The sequence below is a fragment of the Micromonospora sp. DH13 genome, from assembly GCF_020873825.1.
GTDB classification, from domain to species: Bacteria; Actinomycetota; Actinomycetes; order Mycobacteriales; family Micromonosporaceae; genus Micromonospora; species Micromonospora haikouensis.
Window position 1 is genome coordinate 303,895 of the sequence record NZ_JAHWGR010000002.1, and the last position, 14,451, is coordinate 318,345.

Sequence of the window (14,451 nt, forward strand, 5' to 3'; positions counted from 1 at the left end):
CGTGTTCGGTGTTCTGCGTGGCGGTCGGGAGGCGGGCCTGGCGGTGTTTCGCGGCCTCCCGTACGCCGAGCCTCCGGTGGGCGCCTCCGGTTCGCCGCGCCACGGTTCCGCTGCCGGCGAGATGCCCGCCGTCGTACTGTGGTGACGCTCAACTACCGCCTCGGTTTCGAGGGTTTCGGGGAGATCGACGGGGCCCCGGCCAACCGGGGGCTGCTCGACCAGGTCGCGGCCCTGGAGTGGGTACGGGACAACATCCGCGCCTTCGGTGGCGACCCGGACCGGGTGACGGTCTTCGGGCAGTCGGCCGGCGGCGGCTCGGCCGCCGCACTGCTGGCCATGCCGCGCGCCGCCGGACTGTTCCGGCGCGTGGCCCCTCGTCTTCCGCGACCGTGCCACGGCGCTGGGGTTCTTCGACGGTCTGGAACTGGTGGAGCCGGGGCGGGTCCAGGTCCACAAGTGGCGTCCGGACGGATCCGAGCCTGCGGGAATCGCGGACCGGGACATCGCCATGGACGGGGCGGTCGCGCGTAAGGGCCAACCGTCTGTCCCACGCGTCGTGGGTGGGGTCGCCGGACGTCAGGCGGACAGGAGGTCCACCTGGCTGGTGCATCTCGACGCGCTCGCCGAGCACCGACCGCTGGCGGGCCACGGCCTGAGCGGGGTCGACCAGCGGGGGTCCGGCGGCGCGGACCCCCGCTGGTGCGCTGGGGACCTCAGCCGGTGGGCAGCGTCGCCCAGCCCCGGTTGAAGGTCTTGCTGTCCTCGTCCGGTCGGTAGTTGCGTTCGATGTTGCCGGCCGCGTCCACCGAGAACCAGTGGATCTTGGTGCCGGTCGGGACGGTCAGCGTCTCGGCCCCCTCCCGGATGCCCGCCGAGGCGTACAGGGTGGACTCGAACGTCGGCCGGCTGCCGTCGAGGGTGTAGAACACCGCCGCCGGCTCGCTGACGTCGAACCGGACGCTGACCGCGCCCTCGGTGGCGCTCGGCGTGACCGACAGGGTGCTGGTCGGGCGCTTCTTGTCCTTGTCGTAGTCCCGGGCCACCCGCAGCAGCTCGACCAGGCCGTTGCTGAACTCCATGGTCTCCTGGTGCGCCTCCTCCCAGGTGGGCTGGAAGCTGGTGCCGACCTCGAAGTTCCAGGCGTAGATGCCGTACTTGTACCAGAGCATGTCGCCGGAGTTGCCGGCCGCCGAGTACAGCACGTCGGAGATCGGGCCGGTCCGGGCCGGGGTGACCGCCATGTTGCGGTGCCGCTTGATCGCGGTGAGGATGCGCGACGACGCGCCCCAGAAGAACGACTCCTCGGCCAGCGTCGGCCGGGGCGCGGAGATCCGGCCCGGGGTGGCGTACGCGCCCGGCGACCACATGAAGTAGTTGCCGGAGGAGTGCAGGTTCATCGAGAACTTCATGTTCGGCCGCTGGGCCAGCCAGTCGACGTTGCGGTTCTCCGGCTCGGACAGCTCGCTCGGCCCGGCGTAGGTGTCGCTGGTGCAGCTCGCCGACGCCCCCGAGTAGCCGTCGAAGAGGCTGTACTCGGTGTAGTTGCGGTTGTTGTCCACGCCCCACGAGTTACGGGCCAGCGCGTCGGTGGCACCGCCCGGCACACAGTGGTTGGTCATGTTGCGGCGCTGCGAGGCGTAGTCGTAGAACGAGTAGTGCCCGCCGTCCGGGTTGATCGACGGGACGATCCAGATGTCCAGGGTGCGCAGCAGCTGCTTGGTGTTCTCGTCGGTGGCGTGGTTGCGCAGCAGTCGCTCGGCGGTCTCGATGGTCACCAGCGGCGGCACCCACTCCCGCGCGTGTTCCTGCGCGTACGCGAGGACCCCGGTGCGGGAGCCGTCGCGGTACTTGCCGATCCGGATGGCGTACACCGGGTGCGGGTCGCGGGAGACCCCGGCCGGCGCCTTCAGGTTGTCCGACAGCGGCGTCGGCGCGACCGGCGCGACCACCCCGGCGCCGGCGTCCCCCCGATAGGTGTACGCCGTGACCAGCGCCCCCGCCTCGGCCGTCAGCGCCGCGGCGACCTGGGCGGCGGTGCTGGTCACCGCCCCGGCGGCGTCGGTGGCCAGGCTGACCCGGATGGCCTTGCCGGTCACCGTGACCGAAAGCGGCTGGTCGGCCGCGCCCGGGGCGGCCAGCTCGACGGTGATGTCGTTGCCGCCCTCGTGCCCCCAGGCGAGCGAGTCCACCGCGACCCGGGTGGCGTTGGTCCCACCCAGCACGACCTGCGCCTTACGCCGGTACCCGTTGGTCTGGTAGGGCAGCTTCACCACCTCGGCGAGCTGCGGGTAGGCGTCGGCCAGCCGCTTGATCCGGTCGTACAGCTCGGTCGGGGTGAGGTAGCTGGTGACGAAGTCCTTCTGGTAGCCGGGGCCCTCCGGGCTGTCGGCCGGGATCGGCAGCCACTCCTTGACCTCGGCGACCGCCACGTCGCCGGTGGGGCTGGTGATCTGGATGCGCTCCGGCCGGGCGGTGACGGCGGCGGCGCCCCGGTGGTAGAGGTAGACCCCGGCGTCGACGAACCGGGAGATGTTCTGGGTGCCGCCGGAGCCGATCTCGGTGCCGGGGCCGTTGTCCCGGGCCACGGTCAGCGTGCTGGTGGAGGTCTGCCCCTGGGCCCACTTCGCCTCGACCGAGAGCACCTGGTTGGTGCCGGAGGTGTAGTAGTCGGCCCGGATGATCTTCACGTCGGAGGCGGCGGCGCTGCGCTCCAGGGTCGCCGTGTACGCCCGGTTCTCGGCCTGATGGGCGGCGATCGTGGCGTCCCGCTCGCTGATCCGTTGCGCGGAGTCGTCGGCGTCGTGCAGCACGGCGCCGACCCGGTAGCCCATCCGCTTCAGCCCGGCGACCTCGGTCGGGGTGACCACGGCGTGCACCACGATGCCCGCCTCGGTGGGAGTGACGTGGTGGTCGAGGTCGACGCCGGTGGCGACCAGCGCGTCGAGTTGGGCGGTGCCGTCGACCGTCACCTCCACCACGTCGGCCTGCTCGTCGGCGGAGCGTTCGAGCGCGACCGGGGCGTCGGCCTCCCGGTCGGGCGGGGCGGCGGTGCCGGCGGTCGCCGGGCCGGCGAGCAGCAGCAACGCCACGCCGGCGGCCGTGGCGGCGGGTAGCCGCCGCCAGCGGCGGGGGAACGCGGAACGGGACATCTCGGGCCACCTTTCCTGGGGGTGCGAGACCGGCCGACGGCGCGCGGCAGCGCCCGCCGTCGGGCGGGTGTGCGAAACGGGGAGGTCGGACGCCGACAGTCGGGCGACGGTGGGCGACCGAACACGACGTCCACTCCGCCGACGACGGGGGACACGGGGGTGTCCTCCGGACGCGCGGAGGCGACGGACCGGCGCCGATCCGGTCTGCGTGACGGGCGGGGGGCGTACCTGGTTACGGTAGGTCGTGGGGGCGTTGCCGATCGGTGCGCCCATCCTGGCCGTGCCTGCTCGGATCTGTCAATGATCTGTCCGGCCGGACACGGACTGTCACAGCGCGGCGGCGCGGGTGTCCTCTCCGGACGGCCGGTCCGGCGGCGACGGTCAGGACGCCGACCGGTAGTGGCCGGCGAGTCGACCGAGCTTCATCGCCAGGTGCAGGCACAACCGTTCGTTGCCGTCTTTGAGGTCGGTGTCGGCGAGCTGCTCGACCCGTTGCAGCCGGTAGTAGAGGGTGGTCCGGTGCAGCCGCAGCTTCTCGGCGGTCGCGTGGGCGTTGCCGGCCAGGTCAAGGTACGCCTCCAGGGTCTCCAGCAGCACCTGGTGGGCGTCGTCGTGCAGTAGCCGCTCCAACCCGGGGTGCACCCCGGCGATGTCGAGGTGCCGGCCGTCGAGCTGGGACAGCACCCGGTAGATGCCCAGGCCGGCCCAGGAGACGACCCGGCCGAGCGCCGGCAGCTGCACCCCGACCCGGGCCGCCTGCACCGCCTCCCGGTAGGACTGCACCGCGTCGGCCAGCCCCGGGCGGGACTGGCCGATCCCGGTCACCGTCCGCTCCACCGAGGACAGCCCCCGGGTCGCCTGGCCCAGCGCCTCGTCGAGATGCTCGGCGGCGGCCTCCAGGGTGGGCTGGCCGGCGATCCGGCCGCCACAGATCAGCAGCACCCCGTGGTCGGGCCAGACCATGTGCAGCGACTCCCGCACGCCGAGCCACCGCCGGGTCGCCACCAGCGCCTGCTCCAGCGCGATCCGGGCCACCTCGTCGGGGTGCCGCCCGGCGGCGGGGACGAGCTGGACCACCACGGCGGTGGTGGGGCCGTCACCGGCGACCGTGCCCTCCTCCAGCAGCGCCCGGACGGCGTGCGCGCGGGCCTGCGGGCTCTCCACCAGCAGCGTCCGGGTGGCCTCCGACTCCCGCTGCGAGGCCAGCTCGCCGAGCAGGTTCTCCCGGTAGAGGGCCAGCGACAGGTCGGTGAAGGCGCTGGTCGCGGTGGCGATGTCGGCGTCGGTCATCGACCCGTCGTCGTCGATGAACCAGACGAACCCGAGCAGCAGGTCGTCGTGCCAGATCGGCACGCAGACCCGGGGGAGCAGGTCGAGGTCGACGTCGGCCGGGGTGCGCACCGGCTCACGGGCGGTGAGCACGCCCATCCGGCGGAACCAGGCGATCACCTCGGGGGTGGTCTGCCGGCGCAGGATCGACATCCGACGCACCTCGTCCATCGGCCCGTCGTGTTCGCTGTAGACGACCACCCGCTGCCGCCGGTCCTCGATGAGGGCGGGACGCCCCACCCGGGCGGCGACGGCATCGACTATGCGTTGAAGCTCACCGTGCATGGATCTCCCCTGGTTGGCTGCGCGGCAGGGGTGCGACAGCCGGTGCCCTACCATCTGCGGCCGGTGGCCCCGGGCGCAAGGTCCACCGGGGATCTACCGACAAAAGGACGGCCCCCATGGCGACTGTTCCGGCAATTGTCCGAAGCGCCGCCGTGATCGCCGATCGTAGGGTTCCGGTGCGGTGGGCAGCGGGCCACCGGAGCGCAGGAGGGAACGCCCGAGTGACAGCTGGTAGGCCCTGGCGGGGGGTGCTGGTCGCCATCACCACACCGTTCCGCGACGACCTCGGCGTCGACTTCGACCGGCTCCAGGAGCACGTGCGCTGGCTGGCCGAGGCGGGGTGTCACGGGGTGACCCCGTGCGCGTCGGTGGGGGAGTACCGGGCGCTGTCCGACGACGAGCGGGCCGACGTGGTGCGGGCGACGGTGCAGGCCGCGCCGCCCGGCTGCGCGGTGCTGCCCGGCGTCGGCGGGTACGGCAGCCGGCAGTCCCGCCGCTGGGCGGAGCAGGCCGCCGCCGCCGGGGCGCACGGGGTGCTCGCCCCACCCCCGGACGGCTACCCTGCCGGCGACGCCGACGTGGTCGCCCACTACCGGGAGGTGACCGCCGTCGGCCTGCCGGTGGTGGCCCACAACGACCCGTACGACACCCGGGTGGACCTCACCCCGGAGCTGCTCGCCCGGGTCGCGGAGACCGACGGGATCGTCGCGGTCGAGGAGTTCTCCGGCGACGTCCGACGGGTGCACCGGATCAGGGACCTCTGCCCGCACGTGGACGTGCTGGCCGGCGCGGACGACGTGCTGCTGGAACTCGTGTTGTGCGGGGCCCGGGGCTGGGTCGCCGGGCTGTCCAACGCGCTGCCCCGGCAGGCCCTGCGCCTCTACGACCTCTGTGCCGCCGGTGACCTGGCCCGCGCGTTGCCGCTCTACGCCGAGCTGCACCCGGCGTTCGGCTGGGGCTCCCGGCCGGAGGCGGTGCAGGCGATCAAGCTGGCGATGGACTGTGCCGGGCGGTTCGGTGGACGGTGCCGCCCGCCGCGCGGCCCGCTGCCGCCGCCGGTCGCCGCCCGGCTGCGCCGGGACCTGGTCCGGGCCCTGTCCGTCACCGTCGACCCGGTTGCCGACGGCCGTCCCCGCTGAGCCGTCCGGGCTGCTCCGGGCGGTGCCGGGGCGGGCCGGGCCGGTCGGTCCGGACCGGGGCCCGGCCGGTCACGACCGGCTGCCGGTCCTTCAGGTGTCGGAAGCCGCCGGTTCACCTGCCGACATCTGCACGGTGACCCGCCCCGGCCCGGCCTCCTAGATTCGCTGCGCGGCCCGGTGCACGGCTGTCCCGGCAGTCACCCTCGGGACACCGGTCACCGGCGGCCGCGTCCCTCCCGACGAGAGGTGAACCCGTGCACCGTGCTCCCCGCAACACCCCCCGACTGCGGCGTCGCGTGCTGGCCGCGGTCCTGGCCGGCACGCTCGTGGCGACCGCCTCGACGCAGGCCGCCGCGGCCCCGGCCAATCCGGCCGGCGGCACCGCGCCGTTCCAGGTCCTCGACCCGCAGGCGTGGCAGAACCCCGACACCATGACCTGGGACGACTACCAGGCGGTTCCCGGCAAGAACTGGGCCGATCCGAGCGTGCGGGGCTCGATCCGCAACTTCAAGATCGCCCTGGTCGCGCTCGACTATCCCGACCAGACGTTCGCGGTTTCCCAGCGGGCCCGCTCGACGGTCTTCGGCAACCCCCAGTCGGTCGCGGCCAACATCCCCCGCGCCGACGTGCCGAAGTTCTACCAGGACTTCCTCAACACCCCGAACACCCTGAACAAGGGGCACACCCTGCACGAGTACTGGATGCAGGACTCCAACGGGCGCTACGGCGTGGACCTGGCCGGGTTCGGGCCGTACCAGATGCCGGCGAAGTCCTACCAGTACGGGCTGGACAACAGCTTCAACCCCGGCGCCTGCCCGAGCGGTGACACCTGCAACAAGAACATCCGCACCGACGGGCTGGGCGCCTGGCGGGCGGCGGTCGGTGACGAGGTCGCCAACCAGTACGAGCTGGTCTTCATCCTCAGCGCCGGGCAGGACGAGTCGTCCACCTGGCAGGAGTTCGGGCAGATGATCTTCCAGAACAAGGAGGACGTGCCGGATTCCTGGGGCCCGCCGGACCCGAACCTGCCGAACTGGGCCAAGACCCGCTACGTGGAGTGGACCTCCTGGAAGGCGGCGGCGACGTTGTGGCCCAACGCCGGTTCCGGCTCCTCCACCCAGGGGGAGAGCTCCGGCATGGGGGTGTACGCCCACGAGCTGACCCACCTGCTCGGCATCGGCGACAACTACAACAACCCGTACGGCGAGCCGTTACGAAGGGCGTACACCGGCATCTGGAGCATGATGTCGCGCGGTTCGTTCAACGGACCGGGCGGCCCGCACACCCGCTGGCAGATCCCGCCGACCAACGGCGGTTCGATGGGGTCGCTGCACACGGTGCGGGACAAGCTCAAGATCGGCCTGCTCGGTGAGGAGCACGTGCTGCGGCTGTCCCGGGAGGCGCTGGCCTCCTCGGGCCTGGTCGTCGCCCAGGTGACCGCCCGTGCGGTCGACGCCGGCCCGAAGGGGCTGACCGGGGTGAACATCGCCCTGAACAAGGACCTCTCGCCGGCCTGCACGGTCGCCACGAACCCGCTGTGCGACGGCGGGAGCTTCAACAACTACACGGTCGAGGTCGTCGACCGGATGGGCGCGGACTCGTTCACCCCGGACCGGGGCGTGCTGCTGAGCAAGACCAAGAACGCCGACAGCGCACCGTTCCAGTGGGTGGTGGACGCCAACCCGCAGGACATCGACATGATCGATTTCTACCGGCCGGACGGCACCCCGCAGAAGATCACCATGGGTGACTACCGGCAGCTCTCCGACGCGCTGTTCCACGCCGGGGCGGACACCGGCAGCCAGTACGAGTACGTCGACGAGGCCAACCGGCTGCACTTCTACATCATCGACCTCAAGCGGGACGCGGCCGGCTCGCTGTCGTACACGGTGGCGGTGCGGTCGCTGGACGGCACCGGGGGGCCGAGCACGCACGGCGTGACCCTGGGCAAGGGCGAGGTGACCAGCACCGGCAAGCCCACCAACCGGGGTGTGACCTGCTCGTTCGAGCTGACCAACAGCGGCGTCTACTCGGCCGGTGGGCAGCAGCACCCGGAGAACGCGACCGCGTACCTGAAGTCGGACGTCTACCGGCTCTCGGCGGAGGTGGCCGGCACGGGCTGGCGGACCTGGCTGCCCAACCCGCTGGCCACCGCCCAGTTCGGCAAGTCCACCACCGTCCGGGTGTCGGTGGGGGCCACCGCCGCCGCGGCGGACACCGGCTTCGTCAAGCTCACCGCGACCTCGGAGAGCGACCCGTCGAAGACGGTGACCAAGCAGTGCCGGGTGGAGAAGTCCTGACCGGAATCGACCGACGCCGTGGGTCCGTGGTGGCGCAGGCCGCCACGGACCCACGGCACGGGTGGGGAGGAGACCACGTGCGGCTGACCACGAGCGCCCGTCGCGGCGTCGGCGCGCTGGCGGTCCTGCTGCTGGCCGGCGCCGCCGGCTGCGGCGGCCCCGACGCCGAACCGGAGGCGGTCACCCCGACCACCGTCCGGGTGCTGGTCCGCGACATCAACATCCGGGCCGAGGGCGTGGACTGCGCCGGCACCGGACCGTACCTCTACTTCCACCACCGGGCGCCGTTCCGGGTGCTCGACCCCGCCGGGGCGGCCCTGGTCACCGGGACGCTGCCGGCGGGCACGGCGGTGGCCGCCTTCGCCGAGGACCTCGGGGTGGAGCGGGTGCCGACCTACTGCGAGTTCGCGGTGCCGGTGCAGGTGCCGCAGCGGACCGGGTACCGGCTGGAGGTGGCCGGCCGGCCGGCGCTCGACCTGACCCCGGACACCAGCGAGGGTCCGGCGCTGGTGGCGGTGGTGCCGGCGTGAGGCGGCGGCTGCTCGCGCCGCTGCTGGCGGTGCTGGTGCTGGCCGGCTGCACCGCCCGGCCGGCCGCCGAGCCCGCACCGGCGCTCGCCGGCGGCGCGTCGACGTTGCCCGGCCCGGTCCCCGCCGACCTGGCGCTGCGCCCGGCGCCCGGCACCGCGCCGGCCGCCCCCGCGTTCACCGGTGGGCTGACCGACGGCACCCCGCTCACCGCCGCCCGGCTGTGGGCCGACCGGCCGGTGGTGTTCACCTTCTTCAGCTCCTGGTGCACCACCTGCGTCGACCGGCAGGACGCGCTGAGCGACCTCGCCCGCCGCTACCGGGACCGGGTGGTCTTCGTCGGGGTGGCCGGCGCCGACCAGGCCGACGAGTTGCAGGACTACCTGCGTGCGCACCGGGTGGAGTATCCCGTCGTCGTGGACGAGCAGCAGACGATCTGGCGGTCGTACGCGGTGCGGGAGCCACCGGCCGTCGTGCTGGTCGCCAAGGGCGGCGCGCTGCTGCGCGGGTGGCCCGGCGGGCTGGACGCGGCGGCGCTGGAGCAGCGGCTCGGGGAACTGGTGCTGGCCGGCTCCGGGTAGCCGCCCGGATGGTGACGGCCGGTCCCCGCCGGCTCGTGCGGGCGCGGCGTCGAATCGACGGGAGGTCGACGCCGCGCCCTGCGGCGTGCCCGTGTCCTCGGATCCCCGTCACGGCCGGTGTTCGCGCTGGTGGGGGTCGGTGGATCGACGGGGGAGGCCGGTGCGGGCGACCGTCCGGCCGCTCCCCGCCGACCATCGGGAACTTCTGTTCGCACGAACAAAAGTTTCTCCGTTCGAGGTCTATCTTTAGCTGGCGGTCGCCGTTAGTGTCCGGTTCACGGACGTAACACGGTTGACATCACCCCTTGATCGACCAGCCATCTACCGGGCCACGCGTATTCGGCGGCGCAGGTCCTTCGACCCTCCTAGTAGGACTCTGCACGTCTCCACGGTCCGCAGGGCCGCTTTCGAAAGGTGGAAATTGTGAACGAGGATCAGCGCCGTATGGCCTCCGACCCCCAGTACCGCGCCCAGGTCACCCGCCGTCGGCTGCTGGCCGCGTCGGCCGGCGCCGCCGCCGTGCTCGGCGCGGCCGGCCTGCCGGTGCTCCAGACCAACGGTCCCGCCCGCGCGGACGGCAAGTGGCGGGTCGACCCGCTCATCCCGGCGCAGAACCGGGGCATCATCCTCTACAGCGTCCGGGACCGGATCTCCGCCGCCCCGGACGACAGCGGCGTGCCCTACGGCTTCGAGCGGGTGCTCGCCAGCCTGGCCGAGATGGGCTACAAGGAGATCGAGTTCGCCGGCTACAACCAGCACACCTCGATCCTGGGCCGGCAGATCACCCCGACGGAGATCCGCAAGATCCTGGACGACAACGGGCTGGTCGCCAACGGCACCCACACGAGCATCCGGGCGGACACCTTCCAGCAGCAGCTGGACATCGCCGAGGAACTCGGCATGAAAAACATCGGCACCGGCAGCGACCCGACCAACAGCGCCTACCAGTCCGACTGGGACGCCGCGGCCGACCTGTGGAACGAGCTCGGCCGGCAGGCCAAGGAGCGCAAGATGCGCCTCTACACCCACAACCACGACGTGGCCTACTCGTTCCTGCTCGACAGCGGCCCGTTGGACGCCAACGGCAAGCCCACCCGCTCCTCCGGCGTGCGCCGGCTGGAGTACTTCTTCGCCAAGACCGACCCGAAGTACGTCTTCTTCGAGTGCGACATCTACTGGGCGTACGTGGCGCGGCACAAGCACACCACGTACACCAACTCGGCCGGCCAGCAGAAGACCTCGCTGTTCGACCCGATCCTGAACGTGGCGCGGCGCACCAAGCGGTTCCCGCTGTTCCACGCCAAGGACGGCAACCGCAACACCGCGCTGCCCAACGGCTACGAGATGATCCCGCTCGGTGAGGGCGACATCAACTTCCAGCAGTTCTTCCAGACCATCGGCGAGTCGGACTTCCACCACGCCAACTGGGAGATGGACACCGCCCCCGGCGGCACCGCCAACCCGGGCCAGTCGCTGGACTTCGCCCGGCTCAGCTACGCCAACATGGCCGACCTGACCATCTACACCAACGACTGACCCGCCCGGCGGCCGTAGCTGGGCACCGCCCGGCCGCACCGCCGCCGGCACCCAGGTGGCGGTCGCGTCCCCCCGACGCGATCGCCACCTCCCGGGGCCCGCCCCGACCGTCCGCGCCGCCCGGCGGCCCCGGACGGCGACCGGGCGCACCGCCCCCCGTAGCCCGTCACCTCTTCCGACCCGTGACCCCGGGCCGCGCTGCCGCGCGCCCCCGGCACGGGTCCAGGCCGTACGCAGCTCCCCGGTCGGCGAACCGCACGGGATCGGGACGGCGTCGTCCCGTACCCCATGGGAGAGCGAGACGCAGCACACACCACCCGGGTGGCCCCGGCGTCCCGCCCGGAGCAGGCAGCACATCGTCCCCCCACCGGAGGAACCAGATGGCAAGATCGGTACACCGATGGCTCGCCGCGATCGCAGGGGTCGGGATCGTCGTCCCGCTCGCCGCGACCGCCCCGGCGTTGGCCCAGCCGGCCCAGGACAGGACCAGCGTCCTGGTGTTCACCAAGACCGACGGTGAGCGCCACCCGTCGATCGACAAGGGCGTCAACGCGATCCGCACCCTGGGCAACGGCAACGGCTTCACCGTCGACGTCACCCAGAACTCGACCGCGTTCTCCGACGACAACCTGGCCAGCTACGGCGCGGTGGTCTTCCTCAACACCACCGGCGACGTGCTCAACGGCAGCCAGGAGGCGGCCTTCGAGCGCTACATCCGCAACGGTGGTGGCTACCTCGGCGTGCACGCCGCGGTCGAGGCCGAACCGTCGTGGACGTTCTACCGCGACATCGTCGGCACCACCGCCGCCGGCACCGCGTCGAGCGGGCCGGCGAGCATCGACGTGGCCGACCGGGCGCACCCGGCGAGCAAGCCGCTCGCCCGGCAGATCAGCCTGAACGACCAGTGGTACAACTTCACCACCAACGTCCGGGGCACCGCGCACGTGCTGGCCACGGTGGACGAGAAGACGTTCACCGGCGGCACCATGGGCTACGACCACCCGATCTCCTGGTGCAAGGACTTCCAGGGGGGCCGGTCGTTCTACACCGGGCTCGGCGACTCCGCCGACACGTACGCCAACGGCGCGTTCCGCAAGCACCTGCTCGGCGCGATCCAGTGGTCGGCCGGCATGGTCGAGGGGGACTGCGGCGCGACGGTCAAGGCCAACTACGAGAAGGTCATCCTCAACGACGAGCCGGGCGAGCCGATGACCCTGTCGGTGCTGCCCGACGGTCGGGTGCTGCACAACACCCGGGCCGGTGAGATCCGGCTGTACGACCCGGAGACCGGCGCCAGCCCGGTGATCACCACCATTCCCGTCTACCAGCACGACGAGGACGGCCTCCAGTCGGTCACCGTCGGCCCGGACTTCGCCACCGACAAGTGGGTGTACGCCTACTACGCGCCGAAGCTCGACACCCCCACCACGGACGCGCCGGCGACCAGCGCCGACCCGACCGCGTGGGACGTCTACAAGGGCCACAACCAGCTCTCCCGGTTCAAGTTCGTGGAGGAGCCGACCCCGCACCTGGACCTGGCCAGCGAGCAGAAGATCATGAAGGTCGACACCGACCGGGGCATCTGCTGCCACGTCGCCGGTGAGGTCAAGTTCGACGGCAAGGGGCTGCTCTACCTGGTCACCGGTGACGACACCAACGCCGGTGGCTCGGACGGCTTCACCCCGATCAACGAGTCGCCGACCCAGGGGCCGGGCTACGACGCCCAGCGGTCCGCCGGCAACACCAACGACCTGCGGGGCAAGGTGCTGCGGATCAAGGTGAAGGCGGACGGGTCGTACAGCATCCCGGCCGGCAACCTCTTCCCCGAGTCCGAGGACCGCGACGACCAGACCCGCCCGGAGATCTTCCTGATGGGTCTGCGCAACCCGTTCCGTTTCGACGTGGACTCCCGCGGCTTCGTCTACATCGGCGACTACTCGCCGGACTCGCAGGTGCCGAACCCGGCCCGGGGACCGGAGGGCACCGGTCGGTGGATCGCCACCAACAAGGCCGGCAACTTCGGCTGGCCGTACTGCTACTCGCCGACGCTGCCGTACATCGACTACGACTTCGTCACCAAGCAGTCCAAGGGCGCGTTCAACTGCGCCGCGCCGGTGAACGACTCGCCGCGCAACACCGGCCGGCAGGTCCTCCCGCCGGTGCAGGACCCGCAGCTCAACTACACCTTCCGGGCCACCACCACCTGCGCCGAGGCGTACCTGGCCACCCCGCCCGGCACGTGTGAGTTCAAGTGGCCGGTGCTCGGCACCGGTGGCGTCGGCCCGATGGGCGGCCCGGTCTACAAGTACGACGCGGCGCTGGCCTCCGAGACCAAGTTCCCGGAGTACTACCAGGACGCGGTGGTCTTCGGGGAGTTCACCCGGGACAAGATCTTCATGATGCGCACCAACGGCAGCGGCAAGCTGGTCGGGGTGGAGCAGTTCCTGCCGGGCTTCGTCTTCGACAACCCGATGGACATGGAGTTCGGCCCGGACGGCAACCTCTACCTGCTGGAGTACGGCGACGGCTTCTTCCGGGCCAACCCGGACGCCGCGCTGTCGGTGATCCGCTACGCCAAGGGCACCCGGGCGCCGGTGGCTGAGCTGCACGCCAGCCCGACCTCCGGCCAGGCGCCGCTGACCGTGCAGTTCTCCGCCGAGGGCTCCTACGACGCGGACCCGGGTGAGACCATCACCTACGCCTGGGACTTCGACGGCAACGGCACCACCGACTCGACCCAGCGGGACGCGTCGCACACCTACACCACCAACGGCGTCTTCACCGCCAAGCTGACGGTCACCGACTCCAGCGGCAAGACGGCGGTGCTCACCCGCGAGATCACGGTGGGCAACACCGCGCCCACCGTGAAGGTCACCTCGCCGCTGTCGGGCACCTTCTTCAACTGGGGTGACACCGTGCCGTGGACGGTCACCGTGACCGACCCCGAGGACGGCCCGATCGACTGCAGCCGGGTCACGGTCTCGTTCGTGCTCGGCCACGACACCCACGGCCACGGCATGAGCGACGCCAACGGCTGCTCCGGCTCCTTCGAGACCCCGGCCGACGGCGCCGACCACGCCGGTGGCTACCTGTACGGCGCGATCAGCGCCACCTACACCGACAAGGGCGCCAACGGCCAGCCGGCGCTGTCCTCCCTCGACCAGGTGGTCCTGCAGACCTTCCGGCAGCAGGCCGAGTTCGCCCAGGTTCAGCAGGGCGTCACCCTGGCGAACACCACCGACGCCGGTGGCGGCCAGCACGTGGCCGGCATCGACAACGGCGACCACATCGCGCTCGACCCGATCAACCTGGGCGGGATCGACACGATCACCTTCCGGTACGCCGGTGGCTCCACGGCCACCGCCGGAACCCCGCGCGGCATCGTCGAGCTGCGGCTCGACTCGCCGACCGGTGAGCTGGTGACCAGCGCGACGCTCAACGCGACCACCGGCACCAGCGCCTGGGCCAGCCAGACCTTCCCGGTCAGCCAGGCGGCCGGCACGCACGCGCTCTACCTGGTCTTCAAGCCCGTCTCCGGCGGACCCACGACCAGCCTGTTCAACCTCAACTGGGTGGAGTTCGGCGGCCCGACCTCCTGACGTCAC

General features: G+C 71.9%; 10 protein-coding genes. 8 read left to right on the forward strand and 2 right to left on the reverse strand.

Going from position 1 to position 14,451, the window contains the following annotated elements; genetic code table 11:
- Positions 1-141 precede the first annotated feature (141 nt).
- Both LPA42_RS34120 and LPA42_RS34700 read left to right on the forward strand, forming a co-directional pair.
- Positions 142-531 (forward strand): carboxylesterase family protein, encoded by a 390-nt coding sequence (locus LPA42_RS34120; RefSeq protein WP_304442037.1) that lies wholly within the window; start codon positions 142-144, stop codon positions 529-531.
- Positions 425-748 (forward strand): hypothetical protein, encoded by a 324-nt coding sequence (locus LPA42_RS34700; protein WP_368665531.1) that lies wholly within the window; start codon positions 425-427, stop codon positions 746-748. The genes LPA42_RS34120 and LPA42_RS34700 overlap by 107 nt, the downstream gene beginning before the upstream one ends.
- Here the strand turns inward: LPA42_RS34700 and LPA42_RS03285 are convergent.
- Together LPA42_RS03285 and LPA42_RS03290 are read right to left on the reverse strand one after the other, a co-directional pair.
- Positions 714-3,149, reverse strand: coding sequence for a M14 family metallopeptidase (locus tag LPA42_RS03285; protein WP_077939299.1), 2,436 nt, complete (start codon positions 3,147-3,149; stop codon positions 714-716). The two genes, LPA42_RS34700 and LPA42_RS03285, sit on opposite strands and share 35 nt — an antisense overlap.
- Positions 3,150-3,530: 381 nt before the next feature.
- Positions 3,531-4,763 carry a CdaR family transcriptional regulator gene (locus LPA42_RS03290; protein ID WP_141722336.1) on the reverse strand — a complete coding sequence of 411 codons (1,233 nt, stop codon included), beginning with the start codon at positions 4,761-4,763 and terminating at the stop codon, positions 3,531-3,533.
- A 221-nt stretch (positions 4,764-4,984) separates the two neighbouring features.
- Between LPA42_RS03290 and LPA42_RS03295 the strand changes: the two genes are divergently transcribed.
- From LPA42_RS03295 to LPA42_RS03320, 6 genes are all read left to right on the forward strand, one after another.
- Positions 4,985-5,902, forward strand: a complete 918-nt coding sequence (locus tag LPA42_RS03295; RefSeq protein ID WP_228986304.1) for a dihydrodipicolinate synthase family protein — start codon at positions 4,985-4,987, stop codon at positions 5,900-5,902.
- Between the two features lie 254 nt (positions 5,903-6,156).
- The gene (locus tag LPA42_RS03300; protein ID WP_077939302.1) at positions 6,157-8,202 is read left to right on the forward strand and encodes a M6 family metalloprotease domain-containing protein; all 2,046 of its coding nucleotides are present in this window, start codon (positions 6,157-6,159) and stop codon (positions 8,200-8,202) included.
- 77 nt (positions 8,203-8,279) lie between these two features.
- Entirely contained in the window at positions 8,280-8,732 is a 453-nt protein-coding gene (locus tag LPA42_RS03305; protein WP_141722335.1) for a hypothetical protein, read from the forward strand.
- Positions 8,729-9,310: a TlpA disulfide reductase family protein gene (locus LPA42_RS03310; RefSeq protein WP_052503910.1), complete on the forward strand. Its 582-nt coding sequence runs from the start codon at positions 8,729-8,731 to the stop codon at positions 9,308-9,310. The genes LPA42_RS03305 and LPA42_RS03310 overlap by 4 nt, the downstream gene beginning before the upstream one ends.
- Positions 9,311-9,733: 423 nt before the next feature.
- On the forward strand, positions 9,734-10,846 hold the full coding sequence (locus tag LPA42_RS03315) for a sugar phosphate isomerase/epimerase (RefSeq protein WP_228986305.1): 1,113 nt from the start codon (positions 9,734-9,736) through the stop codon (positions 10,844-10,846).
- A 380-nt stretch (positions 10,847-11,226) separates the two neighbouring features.
- Positions 11,227-14,445, forward strand: coding sequence for a ThuA domain-containing protein (locus LPA42_RS03320; RefSeq protein ID WP_077939305.1), 3,219 nt, complete (start codon positions 11,227-11,229; stop codon positions 14,443-14,445).
- Positions 14,446-14,451: the final 6 nt, after the last annotated feature.